The 24,394-nt window shown below is 73.2% G+C and carries 18 protein-coding genes, 2 tRNA genes, 1 other RNA gene and 1 riboswitch; of the genes, 5 read left to right on the forward strand and 16 right to left on the reverse strand.

All coding sequences use genetic code 11. The annotated features are described in order from the left end of the window. Nucleotides 1-78: 78 nt before the first annotated feature. Both ACH4VO_RS29765 and ACH4VO_RS29770 read left to right on the forward strand, forming a co-directional pair. The gene (locus tag ACH4VO_RS29765; protein ID WP_398441704.1) at nt 79-219 is read left to right on the forward strand and encodes a hypothetical protein; all 141 of its coding nucleotides are present in this window, start codon (nt 79-81) and stop codon (nt 217-219) included. A gap of 22 nt (nt 220-241) precedes the next feature. Continuing rightward, nucleotides 242-314: transfer RNA gene (locus ACH4VO_RS29770), tRNA-Gly, on the forward strand. Nucleotides 315-359: 45 nt separating this feature from the next. Here ACH4VO_RS29770 and ACH4VO_RS29775 read toward each other — a convergent pair. The 6 genes from ACH4VO_RS29775 to ffs form a co-directional block, all read right to left on the reverse strand. Beyond that, nucleotides 360-1,289: a phosphoribosylaminoimidazolesuccinocarboxamide synthase gene (locus ACH4VO_RS29775; RefSeq protein WP_360995209.1), complete on the reverse strand. Its 930-nt coding sequence runs from the start codon at nt 1,287-1,289 to the stop codon at nt 360-362. Nucleotides 1,290-1,393: 104 nt separating this feature from the next. After that, nucleotides 1,394-2,857 carry a N,N-dimethylformamidase beta subunit family domain-containing protein gene (locus ACH4VO_RS29780; protein ID WP_360995098.1) on the reverse strand — a complete coding sequence of 488 codons (1,464 nt, stop codon included), beginning with the start codon at nt 2,855-2,857 and terminating at the stop codon, nt 1,394-1,396. 185 nt (nt 2,858-3,042) lie between these two features. Then, nucleotides 3,043-5,025, reverse strand: coding sequence for a hypothetical protein (locus ACH4VO_RS29785; RefSeq protein ID WP_360995095.1), 1,983 nt, complete (start codon nt 5,023-5,025; stop codon nt 3,043-3,045). A 435-nt stretch (nt 5,026-5,460) separates the two neighbouring features. Continuing rightward, nucleotides 5,461-6,714 (reverse strand): phosphoribosylamine--glycine ligase, encoded by a 1,254-nt coding sequence (purD, locus tag ACH4VO_RS29790; protein ID WP_360995093.1) that lies wholly within the window; start codon nt 6,712-6,714, stop codon nt 5,461-5,463. 327 nt (nt 6,715-7,041) lie between these two features. Further along, complete coding sequence (locus tag ACH4VO_RS29795) at nt 7,042-9,327, reverse strand: DNA polymerase III subunit gamma and tau (protein WP_360995091.1); 2,286 nt, start codon at nt 9,325-9,327, stop codon at nt 7,042-7,044. 79 nt (nt 9,328-9,406) lie between these two features. Further along, nucleotides 9,407-9,503, reverse strand: an RNA gene (gene ffs, locus ACH4VO_RS29800) — signal recognition particle sRNA small type. A gap of 131 nt (nt 9,504-9,634) precedes the next feature. Here ffs and ACH4VO_RS29805 point away from each other — a divergent pair. Further along, nucleotides 9,635-9,722 (forward strand) — tRNA-Ser (locus ACH4VO_RS29805). Nucleotides 9,723-9,812: 90 nt separating this feature from the next. Here the strand turns inward: ACH4VO_RS29805 and ACH4VO_RS29810 are convergent. The 9 genes from ACH4VO_RS29810 to ACH4VO_RS29850 all read right to left on the reverse strand — a co-directional run bounded on the left by ACH4VO_RS29810 (nt 9,813) and on the right by ACH4VO_RS29850 (nt 18,218). Next, the gene (locus ACH4VO_RS29810; RefSeq protein ID WP_360995089.1) at nt 9,813-10,127 is read right to left on the reverse strand and encodes a hypothetical protein; all 315 of its coding nucleotides are present in this window, start codon (nt 10,125-10,127) and stop codon (nt 9,813-9,815) included. Between the two features lie 43 nt (nt 10,128-10,170). Beyond that, entirely contained in the window at nt 10,171-12,033 is a 1,863-nt protein-coding gene (locus tag ACH4VO_RS29815; protein WP_398441717.1) for a SulP family inorganic anion transporter, read from the reverse strand. A gap of 68 nt (nt 12,034-12,101) precedes the next feature. Beyond that, nucleotides 12,102-12,443 carry a metalloregulator ArsR/SmtB family transcription factor gene (locus ACH4VO_RS29820; RefSeq protein ID WP_360995087.1) on the reverse strand — a complete coding sequence of 114 codons (342 nt, stop codon included), beginning with the start codon at nt 12,441-12,443 and terminating at the stop codon, nt 12,102-12,104. Nucleotides 12,444-12,690: 247 nt separating this feature from the next. After that, a complete protein-coding gene (locus tag ACH4VO_RS29825) occupies nt 12,691-13,101 on the reverse strand; it encodes a VOC family protein (protein ID WP_360995084.1) in 411 nt (136 codons plus the stop codon). 10 nt (nt 13,102-13,111) lie between these two features. After that, nucleotides 13,112-13,555 (reverse strand): helix-turn-helix transcriptional regulator, encoded by a 444-nt coding sequence (locus tag ACH4VO_RS29830; protein ID WP_360995082.1) that lies wholly within the window; start codon nt 13,553-13,555, stop codon nt 13,112-13,114. 99 nt (nt 13,556-13,654) lie between these two features. Next, nucleotides 13,655-14,269, reverse strand: coding sequence for a glyoxalase (locus tag ACH4VO_RS29835; RefSeq protein ID WP_360995079.1), 615 nt, complete (start codon nt 14,267-14,269; stop codon nt 13,655-13,657). A 183-nt stretch (nt 14,270-14,452) separates the two neighbouring features. Further along, the gene (locus ACH4VO_RS29840) at nt 14,453-15,733 is read right to left on the reverse strand and encodes an LAETG motif-containing sortase-dependent surface protein (protein WP_360995076.1); all 1,281 of its coding nucleotides are present in this window, start codon (nt 15,731-15,733) and stop codon (nt 14,453-14,455) included. A gap of 530 nt (nt 15,734-16,263) precedes the next feature. Then, entirely contained in the window at nt 16,264-16,965 is a 702-nt protein-coding gene (locus tag ACH4VO_RS29845; protein WP_360995074.1) for a hypothetical protein, read from the reverse strand. Nucleotides 16,966-17,393: 428 nt separating this feature from the next. Beyond that, the gene (locus tag ACH4VO_RS29850; protein ID WP_360995071.1) at nt 17,394-18,218 is read right to left on the reverse strand and encodes an alpha/beta hydrolase; all 825 of its coding nucleotides are present in this window, start codon (nt 18,216-18,218) and stop codon (nt 17,394-17,396) included. 222 nt (nt 18,219-18,440) lie between these two features. Between ACH4VO_RS29850 and ACH4VO_RS29855 the strand changes: the two genes are divergently transcribed. After that, nucleotides 18,441-19,037, forward strand: a complete 597-nt coding sequence (locus ACH4VO_RS29855) for a TetR/AcrR family transcriptional regulator (protein ID WP_360995068.1) — start codon at nt 18,441-18,443, stop codon at nt 19,035-19,037. A gap of 110 nt (nt 19,038-19,147) precedes the next feature. On the opposite strand, the gene cobN is transcribed toward ACH4VO_RS29855, so the two are convergent. Then, the gene (gene cobN / locus ACH4VO_RS29860) at nt 19,148-22,747 is read right to left on the reverse strand and encodes a cobaltochelatase subunit CobN (RefSeq protein WP_360995065.1); all 3,600 of its coding nucleotides are present in this window, start codon (nt 22,745-22,747) and stop codon (nt 19,148-19,150) included. 82 nt (nt 22,748-22,829) lie between these two features. Then, nucleotides 22,830-22,904: riboswitch (cobalamin riboswitch) on the reverse strand. A gap of 162 nt (nt 22,905-23,066) precedes the next feature. On the opposite strand from cobN, the gene cobG reads away from it, so the two are divergent. Beyond that, entirely contained in the window at nt 23,067-24,368 is a 1,302-nt protein-coding gene (cobG, locus tag ACH4VO_RS29865; protein ID WP_360995063.1) for a precorrin-3B synthase, read from the forward strand. Nucleotides 24,369-24,394: the final 26 nt, after the last annotated feature.

The following is a 24,394-nucleotide window of genomic DNA, read 5'->3' on the forward strand; positions in this document are numbered from 1 at the left end:
TGGACGCCGAAGCGATCCGCGCCGAAGCCCCGCCCCTCGCCGCGGCAGGCCGGGGAACGGGCGTGGGCGGGGGAGGACGTGCCCGTCGCGGAGATCGCGGAGCGGGCCTCGCTCTCGCAGGGGACCGTCCGCGACTACCTGTCGTCGGCCGTCACCAAGCCGGGTGCGGAGAACCGTCATGCGGCGGTGCGTCTCGCGCGCGAGCGAGGTTGGGTATAGTAGGGACCGCGCCACGGCGCATGCGAACGTAGCTCAGCTGGTAGAGCGCAACCTTGCCAAGGTTGAGGTCGCGAGTTCGAACCTCGTCGTTCGCTCCGCACAGGAAGGCCCCGGTCACCACGACCGGGGCCTTCCTGCTGTCACCTCTGCGGTGCGGCGGACCAGCTGATGCCCGTCAGGTGGGCGTAGGCGTCCAGGTACTTGGCCCGGGTAGCGTCCACGATCTCCTGCGGCAGCGCGGGCGGCGGCTGCTCGCCGTGCCGGTCCCAGCCGGAGGCCGCCGAGGTCAGCCAGTCCCGCACGAACTGCTTGTCGTACGAGGGCTGCGGCTTGCCGGGCTCCCAGGTCTCGGCAGGCCAGAAGCGCGACGAGTCCGGGGTCAACACCTCGTCCGCGATGATCAGCTCCTCACCGCCGTCCGCGGTGGGCGCGAAGCCGAACTCGAACTTCGTGTCGGCGAGGATGATGCCGCGCTCGCGGGCGATGTCGCGGGCCCGGCTGTAGACGGCGAGCGTGGTCTGCCGCAGCGCCGCCGCCGTCTCGGGGCCGACCTCGCGGGCGACCTCCTCGTACGAGACGTTCTCGTCGTGGTCGCCGACGGCGGCCTTGGTGGCCGGGGTGAAGATCGGCCCCGGGAGTTCGGAACCGTCGACCAGGCCCTCGGGAAGGCCGAGACCGCAGACCGTGCGCGACGCCTCGTACTCGGCCAGGCCCGACCCGGTCAGGTAACCACGCGCCACACACTCGACGGGGACCATGCGCAGTGAGCGGCAGATCAGGGTCCGCCCGGCCCAGTCGGCGGGGGCACCGGCGGGCAGCTCCGTGGACAGGACGTGGTTCGGGACGAGATCGGCGAGCTGGTCGAACCACCACAGCGACAGCTGGGTGAGGACCCTGCCCTTGTCCGGGATCTCGGTGGGCAGGACCCAGTCGTACGCGGAGATACGGTCGCTGGCGACCATGACCAGGTCACCCGCCTCGTTCCGGTACAGGTCGCGCACCTTGCCGGTGTGCAGGTGGGTGAGCCCCGGCACCTGCACGGGCTCGGGCTTTTCTACGAAACCGGACACGCTGCCTCCGCGTAGGTTGATCCAGGAGTCGTTCCGATTGTCCCGCATGGAGCCGGTCCGCGCCGCCAGGGGTCGCCGTCGGCGGCCTCCGGGCCCCGGCTCACTCAGTCCCGCTTGCAGATCCGGTCGAGCAGGTTGGCCGTGGCCCGCTGGATACGGGGGTCGACATGGCCGGGGCGGTCCAGGGCCGGGGACCACGCGAAGGTGCCCGAGGCGAAGACGAGGGCCCCCGAAGGGGCCCGGTACAGCGAGGTCTCCTGGTGCCGGGTGACTCCGTCGCCGTCCTGGTAGGGGGAGTGGGCGAGCAGTAGGCGGTTCTCGTGCTCGGGCAGCGTCGTCCGCGGGAAGTACCGGTCGGCCTCACCGGCGACCAGCCCGTCGATCTCGTCGCCCTCGGCCGCGCCGGTGGCCTCCCAGAGCCAGTGCCCGGCGTTGCGTACGACCAGGGGATGGGGTTCGGGCACCCGTCCCGCGTACTGGATGCCGAGGAGTTGCTGTTCGGCGCGGTCGACCTCGCGCCACAGTGCGGACTTCCCGGGGCCCTGGCGCTTGCGGCAGGTGAGGAGGCGGTCGGGGACACCCGGGGCGGACGGGGAGAGGCCGACCTGCCAGTACATGGTGTTCGCGGAGAGGAAGACGAGCGAGGTGCCGGTGTCCCGGGCGAGCTCGGCGGTGCGGCGCATGGGCAGCGACCAGTACTCGTCGTGGCCGGGGAAGACCAGGCCCCGGTAGCGGCTGGGATCGACGCGCCCCGCGTGCAGATCCCGGGCGTCGGCGTAGGCCAGGTCGTAGCCGTAGCGCTCGGCCCAGCGGATGAAGTCGTAGGCGTGGCCGACGTGGAGGGGGAGGCCCGCACCCGCGTAGGGGCGGTCGAAGGAGATGGTGGCGGCCGCGTCCTCCTCGCCCAGCAACCGCCCCCGCTCGTCCCACGCGTGATAGAGGCTGGCGCCGGTGCGGCCGTCCTCCGGGTAGAGGTTGTAGGCCTGCCAGGTGATGTCGGGGAGCAGGAGCAGCAGGTCCGCCGGATGGCCGTCGCGGACCGTGAAGGGGATGTGCGAGCGGTATCCGTCGGCGGTGGTGAGGACGGCGACGTACGCGCCGACCGACCAGTAGCCGGGGATCTGCAGGCGCCAGGAGAGCCACCAGTGGTGGCAGGAGACGGTCCGCTCGGCGGTGAGCGGCGCCGGCTGGACGATGCCGGACAGGCGGGGGCTCGTGGTGATCTTCGCGGCGCCGTCGCCCGCGTAGTGGCCGATGCGGTAGACGTCGACGGAGAACTGCTGCGGCGGGTCCACGGTGATGTGGAAGTCGATCGCCTCGCCGGGCCCCGCGGCGCCCGGGGACGCGAAGCCCTTGATCTGCTGGTGGACGTCGTCCGCGGTACGGGTGCCGCCCCCGGCTCCGCTGCGGCCGAGGTCGGGGTCGGCGTACCAGGGGACGACCTGGCCCGTGTCGTCGAAGTAGTTCTCGCTGCCGCGCAGCCAGGGCAGGGGGCCCTGCCCGAAGGGGTCGCTCACGGCGTGCGCCAGGGCACCCGATTCCCATCGCCGGATCTGCTCCGCCCCCATGCTGCGCCCCTCCCTCGTCCCCCGGACTTCCTGACGCGCCGGGTCCCGGCGTCGGCCACCAGCACATCACATAACGCGTGCAGTCCGTCACCGTTCGTTGCGAATTGGCGGGCACGGAACCGTTTCTTCCGCGCCATTGGTGCCGAATCGGGCATGTCTCGCCATCAGAGTGAACGGCCGGTCGTTCAGATCAGGCGTACGGGTTTGTCCGGGCGGACGCCGACCGAGGCGAGCCAGACGCGCAACGGCTCCGCGTCGCCGTCCTCGACGAGGCTGAGGACGGGACCGCCGAGATCCGACCGGCGGCCCCCGTCCACCAGCAGCGCGGGGCCGTCCAGCCAGTCCAGGCCGGGCGCCGCCCCCGCGGTGTCGACGGCGGCGCAGCAGACCATGGCCACGACGTGATCGGCGAGGAGTTCCGTGCCCGTGCGGGGCGGCTGGAGCGGGAAGACGGGGAGGGGGGCGGAGCCCCAAGGGTCGAGGGGGTCTGCGGCGTCCGCGCCTGCCTGCTTACCGCTTGCCTGCCTACCGCCTGTCTGCTTCCCGCCTGCCCCGGTGCTGTCGGCCTGGGAGCTGTCCGCCTGAGCGCCGTCCGCGTGCGTTTCGCCCGCGTGCCTTTCGTCCGTGCGGCGGGGTTCCGGGCCGGAGGTGCCCGCCCGGCCGGCTTTCTTCCGGGCCGCGTCCGTGGGCCTGCCGCCCCCGCGCCTGCCGTCCTCACGCGTGCCGTCCCCGCGCCTGCCGTCCTCACGCGTGCCGCCCCCGCGCGTGCCGTCCGTGCGCTCGGCCGAGGCGTCCGTGCGCGACCGCGGGCCCGAGCCGGCCTCGTCGCGGGCCACGGCGGCGCCGAGAGCGGCCGCCAGCTCCTCGGTGCTCGCGCCCGGCCCTGCGAGGTGGTCGATGACGCGGGCCAGGGTGGGCACGGCGGAGCCGTCCGGCACCGGTGCGCCCGACGCCCCGACGGAGACGCTCGACGCGACCCCCATGGCGTCGAGGACGTGGTTGAGGCGGGCGGCCTCGGTACGCCACTTCAGGTCGACGACCTCTTCCGGGTACTGCTGCCAGTCGACGGGGGACCAACCGGGGCCGGCTGCCGCCGGACCGCCGTGGAAGAGCCGCGCGGCCAGCAGGGAGGCAGCCTCGTCGGCCGCGCCCGGCGCCTCGATGAGGTCGCAGGCGGGGCGCTCCCCCAGCCGTGAGGCGAAGCCCTCGGCCAGCCGGTCGCGCCGGGAGAGCTCCGTGAGCGCGGAGACGACCCCGGCGTCGAGTGCGGAGGGCCAGCGGCCCATCCGCCAGGCGGGCAGCGCCACGCGGGTCAGGAGCCGGTCCCAGCCCGCGTAGGCGAGGCCGACCTGCTCCTGGGCGGCGATCCGCAGCCCGTAATCCACCTCCTGCGCGCGCGCAGAGGCGGCGACGGCGACGCAGCGCTCCATCTCGGCGGCGTGGCCTCGGCAGCCGCGCAGCAGCGTCCGGGCGATCCGCCCGACGAAGGCTGCCGGAACACGGCCTACGGACCGCCCGCCGGCCGTGGAGGCGTCGGCGACCGCCGCGTCCAGACCGCGTACGAAACGGCGGGCGGCGGCTATGTCGGGGTGGGCGGACGGGCCGGTGCCCGCGACGACCGGGGCGAGTACCGCGCGCAGTTCGGCGACTCGCATCCACCACAGGAACGGGGAGCCGATGACCAGCACGGGGGCGGGGCGCGTGCGGCGGCCGTCCCGGCCACCGGCCGGCCCCTTCGCCCTCGGCCGGGCGGCCGGGTGCGTACGGTCCTCCAGCCAGCTGTCGCAGTCGGGGGTCAGCGCTACGGCCGACGGCGCCGGTACGTCGAGCCGGTCGGCCAGGTCCCGGACGAGCCGGTAGAGGTCGGGCGCCGCGTCCTCGGTGAGCGGCACCGTGGGGCTGACCGCGGGTCTCGCCCGCGCCACCACCAGGGCGACCCCCGCGGCGACCAGCAGCACGACGACGGCGCACGCCGTCACCGCCCAGCGGGCCGCGTCCCACCCGGCGCCGCTGATACGGCCCTGGGCGCCCGCGACGAGCAGCACGACGGCCACGGCCGCGGGCAGCACGGCCACGGCCGCGGCTCTGCTGCGGATGCGCAACAGAGCCAGGGCCCGGGCACGCGCCGCGTGCGCACCCTGCTCCTCAACCGAACCGGTACCGGACACGACCGGACGTCACCCCCTCTGCCCCCGCGACGGTGTTGGTCACTCCCCCACTGTGGCACCGAGCACCGACATCGCAATGCCGGTGGGCCAAGTGCCGGAACGCTTGCGCCGCACCCTAGTTGGGGCCTCGGCGGACGTCATCCGGATGGCCGAGCCGTCACCCGATGGAATGGCTTTGGGTAAAGCTGCTGACGAGCCGGGGTGGGGCGGTCCGGTGATACGGCGGAGAGGTCCCGCCGGGGAGGGGAGGGCGGGTCCGTCACCAGGACGGAGGCCGAAGTACCAGGTCACCACGGCCGGGCACCGCCCGGCCGTGGGCGGCGGATCCGTACACGGCCGCCTCCTCCACCGCCGGGCCCGGACGTGACTGTGCCCGGCCCTCCGGAGAGGGCCGGGCACAGGAGCCGTAGGACCCGTCAGGAGCCCGTGAGGGGCTCAGGCCTTCCCGGCGGCCTTGCGTGCGATGTCGGTTCGGTACTGGGAGCCGTCGAGCCTGATCCGTCCGACCGCCGCGTAGGCCCGCTCACGGGCCTGCGCGAGGTCCTTGCCGGTCGCGGTGACGGACAGGACGCGGCCGCCGGCGCTGACGACCTCGTCTCCGTCCTGCCGGGTGCCCGCGTGCAGGACGAACGCGTGCGGAGCGTCCTGCGCGACCACGTCCGCGAGGCCCTCGATCGGGTCTCCCGTGCGGGGCGTACCGGGGTAGTTGTGCGACGCGACGACCACCGTGACGGCGGCGTCCTCGCGCCAGTGCAGCGGGGGGAGCACCTCCAGGGTGCCGTTGGCGGAGGCGAACAGGACACCGGACAGCGGAGTCTTCAGCCGGGCCAGGACCACCTGGGTCTCCGGATCGCCGAAGCGGGCGTTGAACTCGATGACCCGTACGCCGCGCGACGTGATCGCCAGACCCGCGTACAGCAGACCGGAGAACGGCGTGCCCCGGCGGCGGAGTTCGTCGACGGTCGGCTGGAGGACGGTCTCCATGACCTCGTCGACCAGCTTGGGGTCGGCCCACGGGAGAGGCGAGTACGCGCCCATGCCCCCGGTGTTCGGGCCCTCGTCGCCGTCCAGGGCGCGCTTGAAGTCCTGGGCCGGCTGGAGCGGGACCACCGTGGTGCCGTCGGTGATCGCGAAGAGGCTCACCTCGGGGCCGTCGAGGAACTCCTCGATGACCACCCGGTCGCAGGCGAGCGCGTGGGCGCGGGCGGCCTCGACGTCGTCCGTGACGACGACACCCTTACCGGCCGCCAGACCGTCGTCCTTGACCACGTAGGGGGCACCGAAGGCGTCGAGTGCCTCGTCGATCTGGGCGGGCGTCGTGCAGACGTAACTCCGGGCGGTCGGGACGTTGGCCCCGGCCATGACGTCCTTGGCGAACGCTTTGGACCCCTCCAGCCGGGCCGCCTCGCGCGAGGGGCCGAAGCAGGGGATACCGACCGCCCGCACGGCGTCGGCGACACCGGCGACAAGCGGTGCCTCCGGGCCGACGACCACCAGCTCGGCGCCCAGCTCACTGGCGAGGCGCGCGACGGCGTCGCCGTCGAGCGCGTCGACCGGGTGCAGTTCGGCCACCTCTGCGATTCCGGCGTTGCCGGGGGCGCAGTACAGAGCGGTGACATCGGGGTCGAGGGAGAGAGAGCGGCACAGGGCGTGTTCGCGGGCGCCGCCGCCGATGACGAGGACCTTCACGGGGTGCAGCCTAGCCGCCGGGGGCCGCGGGCCTCACCGGGCGCCGCTCCGTGGACAGGGCCGGAGGCCTCACCGCGGGCTGCTCGGTGACCAGGGCTCGGAGGGACGTGCCGGGCGCTGCTTGGTGGCCAGGGTCCTGGGGGGTCTTACCGGACGAGGCTCCGTGGACGGACATGCAAGGGCCTCACCGGGAACTGCTCCGTGGACTGGGCCTGGGGCCCACCGGACGAGGCTCCGTGGACAGGCTCCGGGGACAAGCTCCGGAGACAGGCTCCGGGGTCCTTGCCGGGTGAGGCTCCTTGGCCAGGGCCCCGGGCCACACCTCCCCTATTCGTTGGTGAACTCCTCGACCACCGTGGCCCCCAGCTCGCGGACGATCAGGTCGTGACCGGAGAGAGCGGAGTCCACCAGATCAGGGTCGTCCGCCTCTGCGGTGTCGTCCTCGGGCGCGACCGCACGCGGCGGCTCGGCTGCGGACCTTTCGTATCCCTGCCGTTCGTATCCCTGCCGTTCGTGGGCCTGCCGTTCGTGGGCCTGCTGCTCGGGCCGCCCCGGCTGCGGGGACGGCGGCTGCTGGGCCGGTGGCTGCTGCTGCGCGGGGGCGGGCCGGGACGGTTCGTACGGCGCGGCCTGCGGTGCGGGCGCGGGCTGGTACGGAGCGGCTGCCGGGGGACGACCCCCTCCTCCGCCGCCGGTCTGCGGGGGCAGGCCGCCGCCGCCCGACGGATCGACGATCGCGTCGACCCGCCATGTGGCGTTGAACTGCTCGGCGAGGGCCTGCTTGAGCACCTCCTCGCTGCCGCTGCTCGAGAAGGTGTCGCGGGCGCCGGCGTTCAGGAACCCGATCTGCAGTGTGGTGCCGTCGAAGCCGGTGACCTGGGCGTTCTGACTGAGAAGGATCCAGGTGAACCGGCGGCGGTTCTTGACGGCCTCCAGAATGTCCGGCCACATGGCGCGGACCTGGGCCGCGCCCTGCGCCATCTCCTGCCCGCCCGCCGCGGGCGCCTGGGGGGCGGCCGGGGCCGGAGCGGGTGAGACCGGTGCGGCGGCCTGCGGGGGCGCGGGCGGTGTCCCTCCCGGTGCGGAGGCGGTGGGCCATCCACCGGGCCGGCGGCCCGCGTCCGAGCCGTTCGCGCCACCGCCCGGGCCCGCCGCTGCGGGCCAGGCCCCGGGTCGCTGACCTCCGGCCGGGGCCCCGGCCGGAGACTGCTGGGCGGGCGCTGTTTCCTCACGGGGCTGCTGCACGGGCTGCTGGGCCGGCGGTACAGCAGCCGGCACCTCGGGGGCGGGGGCCACGTCACGCGGCAGGCCGGCAGGGGCGCCGGCGGGCGCCTCGCCGCGCACGGCCGCACGCGCTGCGGCGGGACCGCCGCCCGGCAGCCCCGCACCGGCCGCGTGGCCCTCGGGCCCGGGCACGTATCCCATGGCGGGCCCAGCCCCGGCGGCGGCGAAGGACGCCCCACGCTCCAGGCGGTCCAGCCGGGCCTGGAGCGAACGCTCGTCGTCGAAGGCGGCGGGCAGCAGCACCCGGGCGCAGATCAGCTCCACCTGGAGCCGCGGTGAGGTCGCCCCGCGCATCTCCGTGAGTCCCTCGTTGACCAGGTCGGCCGCCCTGCTCAGCTCCGCGGCGCCGAAGACGGCCGCCTGGGCCTGCATCCGCTCGACCACGTCGGCGGGGGCGTCGATGAGCCCCTTGTCCCCGGCATCGGGCACCGCGGCCAGAATCACCAGGTCGCGCAGGCGCTCCAGCAGGTCGGCGACGAAGCGCCGCGGGTCGTTGCCGCCCTCGATCACCCGGTCCACGACCTCGAAGGCCGCAGCCCCGTCACCCGCCGCGAAGGCGTCCACGACGGAGTCGAGCAGGGAGCCGTCCGTATATCCGAGGAGCGAGGTCGCCATGGCGTATGTCACACCGCCGTCGCCCGCCCCGGCCAGCAACTGGTCCATGACGGACATCGAGTCACGCACGGACCCTGCACCGGCACGCACGACGAGCGGGAGCACCCCGTCCTCGACGAAGCTGTTCTCCTTGCCGCACACCTCCGCGAGGTAGCCCCGCAGCGTCCCGGGCGGAACCAGCCGGAAGGGATAGTGGTGCGTGCGCGACCGGATCGTGCCGATGACCTTCTCGGGCTCCGTGGTCGCGAAGATGAACTTGAGATGCTCCGGCGGCTCCTCGACCACCTTCAGCAGGGCGTTGAACCCGGCCGGGGTGACCATGTGCGCCTCGTCGATGATGTAGATCTTGTACCGGCTCGAGGCAGGGCCGAAGAACGCCTTCTCCCGCAGGTCACGGGCGTCGTCCACGCCACCGTGGGAAGCGGCGTCGATCTCGATGACGTCGATCGAACCCGGGCCGTTGCGCGCGAGGTCCCGGCAGGACTGGCACTCCCCGCACGGCGTGGGTGTCGGGCCCTGCTCGCAGTTCAGGCAGCGGGCGAGAATGCGCGCGCTGGTCGTCTTCCCGCAGCCACGCGGCCCGCTGAACAGGTACGCGTGATTGACCCGGTTGTTCCTCAGGGCCTGCTGCAACGGGTCAGTGACATGCTCCTGACCGATGACCTCGGCGAAGGACTCGGGGCGATAGCGGCGGTACAGCGCAAGGGACGACACATCTACGAGGTTATCGGGGCGGACCGACAACCGGCCCCGCCCTGGATGTGATACCGGACGGGACCCGCACCCCCGGACACGCAAGGGCCCCCCACGCACCCGCCAGAGCCGACCTACCCTTGCTGCCTTCCGGCCCTGGGGGAGTTCAGTCAGATAGCGCCACGTGAGGGGCTGACGCCCACCTTAACCGATCCCCGCCCCCCGCCGTCCACCCGCTCCCCGCCGGAACCGGCCGGCGAAGCCCCCCGGAACGATCTCCGGGGAAGGTGTTCGCGAGCACCCTCCAACGTCTTGTATTGTTTGCGGCGGAGGATTCGCCTAGTGGCCTAGGGCGCACGCTTGGAAAGCGTGTTGGGGGCAACCCCTCACGAGTTCGAATCTCGTATCCTCCGCCATTGCTCTCACCGGGCAATACGTCGAAGGGCCCCGCAGCTTGCTGCGGGGCCCTTCGACGTATGTGGTTGCAGTTTTGGTTGCAGTTCCGGCTATCGCCCGTTGAGGACGGACCGGCACACGTTGCAGTACATGGCGGCGTTCAGCCCGTAGCGCCGCATCATCTGGCCGCAGCCAGCGCACAGCCCGAGCTCCCACGGCGGGCATCCCAGAGCGGCAGAGGCGGCGGCGCGTTCCACGATGGTGATCTGCAACGGGTCGCGGGAGCGCTGGACCGGCATGCGGGGAAGCGTGAAGCCACCGGTCGGCTGGTCCAGGTCACGGATGGGCCGGCCGTCGCTGACGAACCAACCCTCCTCCCCTGCTCGGCAGGCGCGGTCGATTTCCTGCTCGGCGAAGCTGATCACATCGTCCTCCTCTTCGGCCGGGGCCGCGGGCAGAGGCGTCTTCTCACCGATGAGCTCCTGCCACAGCGCGCAGTCCCGAGACCCACATGTGCCGACCGGCACGGCCGCTTCCTCGGTTGGGCACGTAGACCGGGACGCTCTCACCAGTGGCGCTCTGCAGGACTAAGTCCTCGATGAAGACCGGCTTCTTCTCCGGGAGGCACAGTGCGGGCACGAACCAGTCTGCGTGAATCGCGCCACAGTGGCCGGCACCCTCACTGATGAGGCAGTGGCGTTCGTTGCTTGGTACGCACTTCCAGACTTCGAGGTGCCGGTACCCACCGCGGATCACCCCGGCGATCGCCTCCGGTGTCGTGGCGTACTCCCGGCCCTCCCGGCCCAACAGGTCCAGCGCGCCGACCGAGGCGAGGGCACGCCGCTGGCCGGGTCGTATGCCGGAGGCCAGTACGGCGATGCCGCGCCGGTTCAGCTTCTCCACGGCGTCCTTGAGGACCAGGGCCCCGGTGGCGTCCATCGTCGTGATCCGCGACATCCTCAGGATCACCACGCGGACGTCGGCGACCTCGGCCAGCTCCAGGAGGAAGCGGTGGGCACCGGCGAAGAACACCGGCCCGTCGATGCGGTAGGCGACGATGTGCTCGGCCAGCAGCGCGTGTTCTTCCTCGCTGTGCTCGCCCGGCAGGTCGGCCGTGAAGTCGACACGGTCCATCCGGGCCTGCTGGGCGACCGCCCTCAGCGCCAGTGCGCCCGCGACGACCAGGCCGATGATGACGGCGCGGACGAGGTCCAGGGCGAGCGTGGCGACCGCGGTCAGCACCAGCACGATCGCGTCCGGGCGGGTCGCCCGGACCATCGCCCGCAGAGCGCCGACCTCGACCATGCGGATCGCCGTGGCCAGCAGCACCCCGGCGAGCGCGGCCAGCGGGATCCTGGAGACGAGAGGAGCAGCGGCGAACACGATCACCGCGAGGACGGCGGCATGACTCAGGGCGGCGAGGCGGGACCCCGCGCCGCTGCGGACGTTGACGGCGGTGCGGGCGATCGCCGCGGTGGCGGGTACGCCGCCGAACAGCGGGGCGACCAGGTTCGCGATGCCCTGCCCGAAGAGTTCCCTGTCCGGGTCGTGCTTCTGCCCCACCGTCATGCCGTCCGCGACCGTGGCCGACAGCAGCGACTCCAGCGCCGCGAGCGCGGCGACGGCCACGGCCGGGGCAAGCAGCGAACCCAGTGCGGACAGGTCGAGGAAGGCCGGCGACGGCGCGGGCAGCCCGGACGGCAGGTCGCCGATCGGTACCGCCGCGTCCAGGTGGAAGAGCTGGGCCGCCAGTGTGGCGGCGACGACGCCCACGATCGAGAACGGGACGGTGGGCCGCCACCGGGCGCCGAGCAGCATCACGGCCGCCACGGCGAGCGTCAGGGCGGCCGCGGTCCAGTTGGGGGTCCGCGCGAACTCCTCGACGGCCCGCCAGGCCACCACCAGGACCGTGTCGCCGTCGGGTGCGGCGACCCCGAGGGCGTTCGGGACCTGCTGCAAGCCGATCACGCACGCGATGCCGAGGGTGAACCCCTCCACCACGGGCGCCGGGACGTACCGCATGTACCGGCCGGTCTTCAGCAGGGCCAGCGCGATCAGCAGCACACCGGCCATCAGCCCGACCGTGAGCACCCCGCCGGGGCCGTACCGGGCAACGATCGGCACCAGCACCACCGTCATGGCGCCGGTCGGACCGGAAACCTGGAGGTTGGAGCCGCCGAACAGCGCCGCGAGCGTACCGGCGACGACGGCGGTGGCCAGTCCCGCCGCGGCGCCCAGGCCCGAGGAGACCCCGAAGCCGAGCGCGAGCGGCAACGCCACGATCCCGACGGTCAGGCCGGCGAGCACGTCACGGCGCGGATCGCGGGCCATGAGGGCGAAGTCCGCACGGACGGGCAGCAGCGACCGCACCCGGCCCCACGACCGGGCGAGCGACCCGCTCACCGCGCCGGCACCTCGGCTTCCCGCAGTTCGGCGAGCAGCTCGTTCTGCCCGGCCAGCATGTGGGTCAGGATCCGTCGTGCCGCCCGCATCAGCTCTGCCACGTCCCCGCCCGCCAGCTCGTACACCACCGTCGAACCCTCACGCGCGGAGGAGACGATGCCCGAGCGACGCAGCACCGCCAGTTGCTGGGACAACGCCGAGGGCTCCACCTCGATCGCCGCCAGCAGCTCACGAACCGGCTTCGGGCCGTCCTGGAGCAGCTCCAGGACCCGTATCCGCACGGGGTGCCCGAGCATCCGGAAGAAATCGGCCTTGGCCTGATACAGCGGAACCGGCATGGTCACGGCTCCCTTCACCGCCCCCGACAGCCCGGGGCTTCGCTCGGCACCGCGCCGGGCCACCTGCCCGCGCAGCCCTCACAGCATGTAGTGAATTGCTGAATTTCGCAATTCACTACATGCTGTGGAGACGTGGTCACGCGAAAAGGGGCACCGGCGCAGCGGCCCGGAAGCGTGTCGCAGGGCCCGGGGCGTATGCCGTCGGCCGCTCACGCCCCGGGCGCCGGTCACCGCCGCGGCGGAGGGCTCAGCGCAGTTCCTGGATGCGGATCTGGTTGCCCGCGGGATCGCGGAAGGCGCAGTCGCGCACGCCGTACGGCTGCTCGGTCGGCTCCTGGACCACCTCGGCGTCGCCTGCCTGCACCCGTTCGAACGTGGCGTCGAGGTCCTCGGTGGCCAGCAGGATCCAGCCGTAGGTGCCCTTGGCCATCATCTCGGTGATGGTGCGGCGCTCGTCGTCGGTGACCCCGGGATCGGCGGCCGGGGGCGCGAGGAGGATGGACGTCCCGGGCTGGCCGGCGGGGCCGACCGTGATCCAGCGCATCGCGCCGGACCCGACGTCGCTGCGGACCTCGAAACCGAGGATGTCGCGGTAGAACGCGAGGGCGGCCTCAGGGTCGTCGTGCGGAAGAACGCTCGTGTGAATGGTGATGTCCATGGCAGTCACGCTAATCCGGCTGCGCGGCGCGCGCTTCTCGATTCCTGACCGGTCTGGTGACCTGCTTCGCCACACAGGACGGCAGCCCCTCGGTCGCCTGCGCCGCCAGCCGCCGGTAGGTGCTGGGCGGCATGCCGACCAGCTCGGTGAACCGCGTGCTGAACGTGCCCAGGGACGAGCAGCCGACCGTGAAGCAGACCTCGGTGACACTGAGACCGCCCCGGCGCAGCAACGCCATCGCCCGCTCGATACGGCGGGTCATGAGGTAGCTGTACGGCGACTCGCCGTAGGCCTGGCGGAACTCCCGGCTGAGGTGCCCCGCCGACATGTGCGCGCCCCGGGCGAGGGCTTCGACGTCCAGCGGCTGCGCGTACTCCCGGTCGATCCGGTCGCGGACGCGGCGCAGCCGCGCGAGGTCGCTCAGGCGCTGCGCGGTGGCGGGTCTGCTGCTCACCTGTGCGATCGTGCCACGTGGCACCGGGGTTGCCCAGTCGTGCCGGACGCGTGGGCCGGTCCGGACGACGGCGGCACGGCGCCCCTCAACGGGCCCGTGTCACCGCGCGTCCCTCTCCCAGGCGAATCCGTCCGGGTCGGTGAACGGCCCGCCGTCGGCGCCGATCGCCAGGCGGTGCGATCCGGTGCCCTCGGGGTCGACGCCCGCGTCCTTGGCGAGCGCACGTCGGCCGTAGAGCGCCAGCTTGACCGAGTCCGGTGGCGTCGCGAACTCGACGTACTTACGGCCGAAGCTCTTTCCCACGACGAACCCGCGCCCGGTGTAGAAGCGCTTGGTCGCGATCACGTCCTCGACCCCCAGCAGGAGCACGAACCGGTCGGTCCGCCGGGTGGCCGGGCCCGTGTTCCTCTTCGCCGAGGTCGCGATCTTCCAGAGCGCGCCGTCGGGGGCCCGTAGGACACCCCCGTAGCCCCAGAACGACTTCTTGGCCGGCTTGACCGGTGTGGCCCCGGCGTCGAGGGCGGCGCCGAGGATGGCGTCGACATCCGCCGGCTGGGACGCCGTGAGAGAGAGCGTGAAGCCGCGGAAGCCGGTCGTCGGTGACTCGCCCGCCCGTACGCGTACCTGGGTGTCCAGGCCGAAGGCGGTGCGGTAGAAGCGGTCGGCGGCGTCGGGGTCGGCCGCTTCGAGGATGACGGAGTTGAGGGAAGCCATGCGACGAAGCTATGCGCGACCCACCGGGCGCGCTTCTTGATTCCTGACCGTTCCGGCCGAGGCGGGGGCCCACGTCGCGCACCGCCCGCGCACATGCCTGCGGGCCCGGCACCGTTCGGTGCCGGGCCCGCAGAACGGTCAGCGCGCGGGGCGGGGTGCCGGGCCGGCGTCCCGCCCCGTGCGTCAGGCCTGGGAGCCGGCCTTGCGGCGACGCACGACGAACATCGCGCCCGCACCGATCGCCAGGGCCGCGCCACTCGCGAGGGCGATCTGCGACGTCGCGGAGGACGAGCCCGTCGCGGCGAGGCTGCCGCTCACCGGGCGGGGCGACGCACCGCTCTGCGGCTTGACGCCCGAGGTGTTCGGCTTGGTCGTGCTGGGCGTCGCGTCCGGGACCTTGCCGGGCTTGCTGCCCGCGGCGGCGATCAGGAACTCGTAGCCCTCGAGGTCCGGGGTCCCGCCGCAGGTGCCGTTGTCGTTGAAGTAGTCGCCGGCGACGAAGGTGATGCCGTTGCCCGCGGGGGCGGAGGCGTCGATCGCGAGCCGCATCTTGATGTCGGCGTGGGCGCCGGCCTTCAACGGGCTGATGGCGTCCAGGTAGTTCTCGTTGTCGACGGTCTTCCACGCCGAGGAAGAGCCGTTGGACCACTGCAGGCGGACCAGCTTGTCCAGGTCCTTGAGTCCGCTCTTGTCCGTCGCGTGGACGTAGGCGAACGGGAGCACCTCGTCCATGGTCCTGTCGGTCCCGTTGGTCACCCGCATCGTGAAGTTGACCTTCGTGCCGGCGACGACGGTGGACGGGAGGCCCGTGACGACCGTGGTGAGCTTGGCCTCGGGGACGCAGTCCTGCTCCTCGCCGCCCTCTGCCTCCTCTTCCTTCGCCTTGGCCAGCGCGGCGTCGGCGGCGGTCTTGTCGGCGAGCGCCTGCGCTGCTGCCTTCTTCGCCCCGTCCAGTGCGCGGACCGCGGCGACCCGGTCGTCGTCGAGCGCGGTCTGCGCTTCCTTGGCCTTGGCGTCGGCGGCGGTCTTGGCCTCGTCGGCCGCCGTGGCGGCGGTCTCCGCTTCGGTGACCTTCGTCTGCGCTGCGGTCTTCTCCTCCTCGGTGGCCGTCTCCGGGAGGCCCTCGAGCGCAGCCTTGGCGTCGAGGACCGCCTGGTCGGCGGTGGTCTTCGCGGTGTCGGCCGCCGTGGCCGCTTCCTTGGCGGCCTTGGCGGCCAGGAAGAGGGGCGCGGTCGCCGACGCGGCTGCGTCCACAGCCGCCTCGGCGGCCTTCTGGGCCGCTACGGCGGCGTCGTACGCCGTCTGTGCCGCGGCGGCGGCCTTCTCCAACTCCGCGATGGAGGGCTTGTTCTGCGTCTGCGCGGCCGGCTTTTCGTCGGCGAACGCGGGGGTGACCGAGAGCAGGAGCGCGGGAGTGGTCACAGCGGCGGCAACTGCGGTGGCGAGAATCCGGCGAATCTTCACAAGAGCCCTTCGGGGTCCGAAAAAAGAGAAGAAGGGGCCGCAGCGGAGTGGGACACGCATGGGCGGCCTGAAGTGATCGTATGGCCGGAGCAGCGGCGGCCCCCACGGTTTGTTCACCCGTTCCGCCCGATACCACACGCCCGGCACAGACAGAAAAGACGAAAGGGTGCAGTTGCCTTCGACACCTGTGTTTTGCCTGTGAGGAATGCCACATGGGCCACCTTCCGGTGTTCCGCGCCTCCCTCTCGGCGACGCGCGGGCCCGGACCCGCGCGTACGCGTACGTCCGGCCGATCACCGGGCGTCCCGCGCGGACGTCCGGGCCCGCGCCACGGCGGCACAGGCGCGAGGGAGCGGAGGAGCGGAGGAGCGAGCCGATGCTCGTCCGGCGACGCCCACGCCGCCACGTCCCGCGCGGTGAGGCCGTCGTGGGAGCACAGGACGTTCGGCGTGACCGCGAGTCCCCGGCGAGGCGCCGTAGCTGTCGTGGCGCGCACGGGTATCGCCCGCCGGGTATCGCGTGACGGCCTTTCAGTTGTTCGGTCGACCACGTTCGTGTGCGGCGGGCGGGAGTTCGCCGAGGGCGTCGGCGTAGTAGGCGGACTCCGCCACGTGGAAGGCGAGGGCGCGGAAGGTCCATCCGGTGCCGGGCGATCGGTCGAGCTGCTCGGCGGTCAGGGAGCCGAGGCGATCGGCCCAGATCCTGGCCAGCCTGGTGAGCCGGCTGCGCGCCTCGTCCAGGTCGTCCCGGGTGAAGGGGGCGAGGTCGGCGGGGGTGGTGACCGCCGACGCGTGCCAGTGGTCGGGCTGCGTCTCCTCCCCCGCGAGGCGCGCCTCCAGCTCGGCGAGGTGGTCGATCAGGTGGTCGGCCACTCTGCGGATCGCCTTGTGCGGGGTGTAGGCGCGGCCGTCGGTGTGGACGGGGTCTCCGTCCCACCCGGTCCAGGTGGCGGCCAGGGCGAGTACGCGGTCGACCATGGCCGTGACCACCTCTGCGGGGGCGCGGCCGTCGGTCACCGGAGTGCCGTCGTCGGGCCCTGCGGCATCCGCCCCCGCGACATCCGCCGTGGTGACACCCGTCGCCGGGGTGTCCGTCGTCAGGCTGTGCGCGGCCCTGCTGTCCGGGCCCGGAGCGGGGCCGAGCGGGGCGGCCGGGCCGAGCGCGGGGCGGGGCTCGTTGAGGGCTGCGCAGGTGTCCGCGTTCGGGGTGACGTCGTCAAAGGTGCTGGTCATGCGGGCGACGCTAGGGGTGGGACCCTTCGGCCAGCGCCGAAGCGTCGGTCCTGCGGACCGGCGAGGGTGGGCCGGACACCGGTGAGCCCGCCCTTCTCGCGGCTCACCGTCGCGGCCGCTCGAGCCCGCCGCTGCCGTCCAGGTGTACTGCCCCCAGGCATCCGTCCCGGGGAGCGTGCCGCGGGACCTCGTCCGCGACGGCCGGCTCGCTGCCTTCCTCGCGCGCCGGCCGTCCCGGAGGGACCCGCTCCCCTGGGACCACTGCGGCTCCACCGGACGGAACGCCCGCTCCCACGGACGCCCGGCGCGAGGAACCAGACCGGTCACCCGTGCGCCGAGCGTGGATGCGGTGCGGGGAGGCGGCTACGCAACGTCCCTCCCCGCACCGCGCGGGCCCGGCGGCCCGGACCCGAACGGCCCGTGGACGCCTACTGCTTGATGAAGTCGAGCAGGTCGGCGTTGAACGCCTCCTCGAACGCGCCGGTCAGACCGTGCGGGGCGTTCGGGTAGACCTTCAGCGTCGCGTTCGGGACGATCCGGGCCGCCTTGTGGGCGGAGTCGGCGATCGGCACGATCTGGTCGTCGTCACCGTGGGCGATCAGCGTGGGGACGTCCCCGAACCGCTCGAGGTCCTGGGTGAAGTCGGTCTCCGAGAACTGGGCGACACAGTCGTACGCCGCCTTGAGCCCCGCCTGCATGCTCATGAGCCAGAACGCGTCGCGCGCACCCTGCGAGACGGTGGATCCGGGCCGGTTCGCGCCGTAGAAGCTCTCGCTCAGCGCCTGGTAGAACGCCGAGCGGTCGCTCCGTACCCCTTCTCGGATGCCGTCGAAGACCTCGATGGGCAGGCCCTCCGGGTTGCTGTCGGTCCTGAGCATCTGCGGAGGTACGGCCCCGAGCAGGACGGCCTTCGCGACCCGTGCGGTCCCGTGCCGTCCGATGTAGCGGGCGACTTCGCCGCCACCGGTGGAGTGGCCGACGAGGATCACGTCGTCCAGGCCGAGGTGGTCGATCAGCTGCGCCAGGTCGTCTGCGTAGGTGTCCATGTCGTTGCCCTGCCAGGGCTGGTCGGAGCGGCCGTGGCCGCGCCGGTCGTGGGCGATCGCCCGGAAGCCGTTCTCCGCGACGAGCCGCAACTGGCCGTCCCAGGCGTCGGCGTTGAGGGGCCAGCCGTGGCTGAAGACGACGGGCCGGCCGCTGCCCCAGTCCTTGTAGTGGATACGTGTGCCGTCGGTGGTCGTGAAGTCGCTCATGGGACGGGCCTCTTTCGGTCGGTAGCGCTGCGGAACAGGAACGGGGGACAGAACCAGGGGCCGGCCCAGGCGACCCCGCGGGACCGGAGTACGTCACCGAGGGGACGCGGGGCCGGCGGACGGGAGCTGAAAGACAGACCGTTCTGTCTCCCACAGAGTGCGGCTGCCCGAGACCTTTGTCAAGGCCGCAAGGAGACAGATCGGTCTGTTAACGTGGCGTCCATGCCCGCGAAGCCGACACCGCCCGCAGCACCCCCGCGCTCAGCGGCTCGCGACCGGCTCGTCGCCGCCGCGGCCGACGTCTTCTACGCGGACGGCATCCACGCCGTGGGCGTGGACCGGCTGATCGCGGCGGCCGGAGTCACCAAGGCGACGTTCTACCGGCACTTCCCCTCGAAGGAAGACCTCGTCCTCGCCTACCTGCGGCTGCGCGACGACGCCATCCGCGCCGACATCGAGCGTGCCGTCGCCGCGGCCGACGACCCTCGCGGCCAGGTGGGCTCCGTCATGGGATGGCTGGCCGACGAGGTGTGCGGCCCCGGGTTCCGGGGCTGCCCGTTCATCAACGCGGCGGCCGAGTACCCGGACCCGGACCACCCGGTCCGGCTGCTGGTGGCCGAGCACCGCACCTGGTTCCGCGACACCCTCGCCGGGCTGCTGCGCGCGGCAGGCCACCCGGACCCGGGCGCCGCCGCGGCCTCACTGCTGCTGGCGCGTGACGGGGCGATGGTCGGGGGATACCTCGACGGCAGCGACGCCCGCGCCGTTCTTCTGCGTACGGCCGACGCGCTCATGGCCGGCATCGGCGACCACGGCTGACCTCGGGACGGCACCGGCGTACCGGCGCGTTCCCGTCCTCGCCCCGACCCCGTCGGTCGCGGCCGTGCGGGACGGGGGTACGACCGGAGGCCGGCCCCCGCCCCCGGCGCTCAGTCCTCGCCCTCCAGGTCGCCTTCCGTCTCCAGGAAGACCTGGCGCAGGGCTTCGAGCACGGCCGGGTCGGGCTTGGCCCACATACCGCGGGACTCGGCCTCCAGGAGGCGCTCGGCGATGCCGTGCAGCGCCCACGGATTGGCCTGCTGGAGGAACTCGCGGTTCTCCGGGTCCAGTACGTACGTCTCGGTCAGCTTGTCGTACATCCAGTCGGCGACCACACCCGTCGTCGCGTCGTACCCGAACAGGTAGTCGACCGTCGCGGCGAGTTCGAAGGCGCCCTTGTACCCGTGGCGGCGCATCGCCTCGATCCACTTCGGGTTGACGACCCGGGCGCGGAAGACTCGGGACGTCTCCTCGACCAGGGTCCGCGTGCGGACCGTCTCGGGGCGGGTCGAGTCGCCGATGTACGCCTGGGGGGCCGCGCCCTTGAGGGCGCGCACGGTCGCGACCATGCCTCCGTGGTACTGGAAGTAGTCGTCCGAGTCCGCGATGTCGTGCTCGCGGGTGTCGGTGTTCTTCGCCGCGACCTCGATCCGCTTGTAGGCGCTCTCCATCTCGTCCCGGGCGGGGCGTCCGTCGAGCTCGCGTCCGTAGGCGTAGCCGCCCCAGACGGTGTAGACCTCGGCGAGGTCGGCGTCCGTGCGCCAGTCGCGGGAGTCGATGAGCTGGAGCAGCCCGGCCCCGTACGTACCGGGCCTGGAGCCGAAGATGCGGGTGGTCGCCCGCCGTTCGTCGCCGTGTTCGGCGAGGTCGGCCTGGGTGTGGGCGCGCACGAAGTTCCGCTCGGCCGGCTCGTCGAGCGAGGCGGCGAGGCGTACGGCGTCGTCGAGGAGGCCGATGGTGTGCGGGAACGCGTCCCGGAAGAATCCGGAGATGCGCAGGGTGACGTCGATGCGGGGGCGGCCGAGTTCCTCGTACGGGATCGGTTCGAGGCCGGTGACACGGCGGGAGGCGTCGTCCCAGACGGGGCGTACGCCCAGCAGGGCGAAGGCCTCGGCGATGTCGTCGCCCGCGGTGCGCATCGCGCTCGTGCCCCACAGGGAGAGGCCCACGGAGGTGGGCCAGTCGCCGTTGTCGGCGCGGTAGCGCTCCAGGAGCGAGTCCGCGAGGGCCTGGCCGGTCTCCCAGGCGAGGCGGGAAGGGACCGCCTTCGGGTCGACGGAGTAGAAGTTGCGGCCGGTCGGCAGGACGTTGACCAGACCGCGCAGGGGGGAGCCGGACGGGCCCGCCGGGACGAAGCCGCCGTTCAGCGCGTGGACGGCGTGGTCGAGCTCGTCGGTCGTCGCGGCGAGGCGGGGGACGACCTCCCGGGCGGCGAAGTCGAGGATGTCGGCCACGGGTCCCGGGTGCCCGGCCGCCACCCCGGCGACCGCCGCCGGGTCCCAGTCCGCGTCCTCCATCGCCTGTACGAGTGCGCGGGCGCTCTCCTCGACGGCGTCGGCCGCGGTGCGGGTGGCCGCCGACTCGTCCAGGCCCAGTGCCTCCCGCAGACCGGGCAGCGACGCCGTGCCGCCCCAGATCTGACGGGCCCGCAGGACGGCGAGGACGAGGTTGACGCGGTCCTTGCCCGCCGGGGCGCCGCCCAGGACGTGCAGACCGTCGCGGATCTGGACGTCCTTGATCTCACAGAGCCAGCCGTCGAGATGCATGATGAACTCGTCGAAGCCCTCGTCCTCCGGCCGGCCCTCAAGACCCAGGTCGTGGTCGAGCTTCGCGGCCTGGATGAGGGTCCAGATCTGGGCCCGGACCGCCGGCAGCTTCGCCGGGTCCATGGCGGCGATCTGCGCGTGCTCGTCCAGGAGTTGTTCGAGGCGGGCGATGTCCCCGTAGCTGTCCGCGCGGGCCATCGGCGGTACGAGGTGGTCGACGAGGGTGGCGTGCACGCGGCGCTTGGCCTGGGTGCCCTCGCCCGGGTCGTTCACCAGGAACGGGTAGACCAGCGGCAGATCACCCAGGGCGGCGTCGGGGCCGCAGGCGGCGGAGAGGCCCGCGTTCTTGCCGGGCAGCCATTCCAGGTTGCCGTGCTTGCCCAGGTGGATCATCGCGTCGGCGCCGAAGCCGTTGTCGTCGGCGGACGCCGCGATCCAGCGGTACGCGGCCAGGTAGTGGTGCGAGGGCGGCAGATCGGGGTCGTGGTAGATCGCGATCGGGTTCTCGCCGAAGCCGCGCGGGGGCTGGATGAGGATCAGCAGGTTGCCGCGGCGCAGGGCGGCGAGCACGATGTCGCCCTCGGGGTTGCGGGACCGGTCGACGAACATCTCGCCGGGCGCCGGGCCCCAGTGCTCCTCCACGGCCTCGCGGAGTTCGGCGGGCAGGGTGGCGAACCAGCGGCGGTAGTCGGCGGCGGGGATGCGGACCGGGTTGCGGGCCAACTGCTCCTCGGTGAGCCACTCCTGATCGTGGCCGCCGGCCTCGATGAGCGCGTAGATCAGCTCGTCGCCGTCACCGGAGACCAGCCCCGGGATCTCTTCCTCGGGGCCGAAGTCGTAGCCCTCGGCGCGCAGTCTGCGCAGCAGGGCGATTGCGCTCGCGGGGGTGTCGAGCCCGACCGCGTTGCCGATGCGGGAGTGCTTGGTCGGGTAGGCGGACAGGACGAGCGCGATCCGCTTCGCGGCGGCCGGGATGTGCCGGAGCCGGGCGTGACGTACGGCGATCCCGGCGACCCGGGCGGCCCGCTCGGGATCGGCGACGTACGCGGGCAGGCCGTCCTCGTCGATCTCCTTGAAGGAGAACGGGACGGTGATCAGGCGGCCGTCGAACTCGGGGACGGCGATCTGGGTGGCCGCGTCCAGCGGGGAGACACCCTCGTCGTTCTCCTGCCAGGCGGCGCGCGGGCTGGTCAGGCAGAGCGCCTGGAGGACCGGTACGTCGAGGCCGGTGAGGGCGCCCGCGTCCCAGGACTCGTCGTCCCCGCCCGCTGAGGCCGTGGCGGGCTTGGTGCCGCCCGCCGCGAGCACCGTGGTCACGATGGCGTCGGCGGCGCGGAGCCGGTCGACGAGTTCCGGCTCGGGGGTGCGGAGCGAGGCGACGTACAGCGGGAGGGGGCGGGCGCCCGCGTCCTCGACCGCGCTGCAGAGCGCCTCGACGAACGCGGTGTTGCCGCTCATGTGGTGGGCGCGGTAGTAGAGCACCGCGACAGTCGGCCCCGTGACCTCCCGGGCGGTCCGCTCCAGCGGCCCCCAGGCGGGGGCGGGGGCGGGCGGCTCGAAGCCGTGGCCGGTGAGCAGCACGGTGTCGGAGAGGAACCGGGCCAGCTGCTCCAGGTTGGCGGGCCCGCCGTGCGCGAGGTAGGCGTGTGCCTCGGCCGCGATGCCGATGGGCACGGTCGACGCGGCCATCAGCTGTGCGTCGGGGGCCTGTTCACCGGTCAGGACGACGACGGGGCGGCCGGTGGCCAGCACCTGGTCCAGCCCGTCCTGCCAGGCGCGTACGCCGCCGAGGAGGCGTACGACCACGAGGTCGGTGCCGTCCAGCAGGGGCGGGAGGTCTTCGAGGGGGAGCCGGGAAGGGTTGGCGTAGCGGTAGCTGACCGGGCCGCCGGAGGCGCGGGCGCTCAGCAGGTCCGTGTCGGACGTCGACAGGAGCAGGATCATGCGGCGTCAGCCCTCCTCGGGGTGTCCACGCCCCGGGCAGTGTCGGTTCGGCGCTCGGACGGGACCGAGCGCCTGGGAAAGGGAGTTCCTGACTCGCACGGCCGGGGGGCCGGGCTCACAGTGGCGGGACCGCGCCGGAATCTCACCGGGCTTCCTCCCAGGTCGCCGTACGGCGATGGCGGACCGAACGGACCGCCGCTAGGCATAGTAGGCGGGGGGAGGGGGGTCCTGACCAGACGGCCTCCGCCCCGGGCCGGCACGGCGGCGGATGTCCCGTAGGTCACAGTGACCGTAGGGGTGCGCTCCGGTCACGGTCGGTATGCTCGCCGCCATGTCCGTCTCCCCCCTTCCGTCCCGTTCTCCGGGCGACGCGAGTGCCCGGAGCAGCGGTGACGCATGCCCGGGCGCCCTGCGGCTGCACCGGGCGGACGACGGCGCACTGGCACGGATCCGCATACCGGGCGGCGTGCTGACGCCCCCTCAGTCCGCCGCCCTGCTGGAGGCCGCCGAGCGGCTGGGGGACGGTGAGCTGCATCTCACCTCCCGGGGCAACGTGCAGGTGCGCGGGCTCTCCCCGGACTGCGGCGCGGAGTTGGCCGGACTGCTCGGTGCCGCCGGGCTGCTGCCCTCCGAACGCCACGAGCGGGTACGCAACGTGGTCGCCTCCCCGCTCTCCGGGCTCGACTCCCTGGGGGCCGTCGGCATCGGGCCGTGGCTGACCGCGCTGGACCGCCTCCTCTGCGCGAGCGACCGGGCCGCGGCTCTCTCCGGACGCTTCCTCTTCGCCCTCGACGACGGCCGCGGCGACGTGGACGCCCTCGGCGCCGACCTCACCCTCCTGGCCCGGGAGGACGGTGGCGCGCTGCTGCGCGTCGGGGCCACGGACGCCGTCCTGCGCGTACCCGCCCCCGACGCCCCCCGCGCCGTGCTCCTCGCCGTCGAGGCCTTCCTGGACGCGGCCCCGGAGACAGGCGCCTGGCGGATCAAGGACCTGCCGGACCGTGCGGCGGCCCGCCTGCCCGGTGACGTCCGACGCCGACTCGGACAGGCCGGCATCGACGTCTCCGAAGAGGTCCTGCCCCGCCCCCCTGAGGCCGTGCCCCCGGCTCCCGGACCCGTCACCGGCCGCCGTGGTGAGGCCGCCCTGTCCGTCGGCGTACCGCTCGGACGGCTGGACCGGGCGCAGTGGCGCCTGCTGTCGGGCTCGGGCGGACTGCGGCTCACCCCGTGGCGGGGCGCCGTCGTCACCGGGGTGCCCTCCCACCGGGTGGACAGCCTGCTCGACGACCTCTCCGCGGCCGGCCTGATCACCGGGCCCGGCTCCCCGTGGACCGGAGTCGGAGCTTGTATCGGGCGGCCCGGCTGCGCGAGGTCGCTGGCCGACGTACGGGCCGAGGCGGGGGCCGCCGTCGGCCCCGCAGGACGGCTCCCTGTGTACTGGTCCGGGTGCGAACGCCGCTGCGGCCATCCGCACGGGGAGTGGATCGACGTGGTCGCCACCCCCGGCGGACACCGGATCTCCCATGTACGGGGAGACCGGACCACCGGGGCGGCGACGGTCGGGCCCGACCCGGCCGCGCTCGCCGCCGCCGTGGCGGCCGCCCGCGGCACCCGCACCTGACCATCACGTATCACCCCCCGTTCGAT

The sequence above is a fragment of the Streptomyces sp. NPDC020780 genome (assembly GCF_044334475.1).
Classification (GTDB): domain Bacteria; phylum Actinomycetota; class Actinomycetes; order Streptomycetales; family Streptomycetaceae; genus Streptomyces.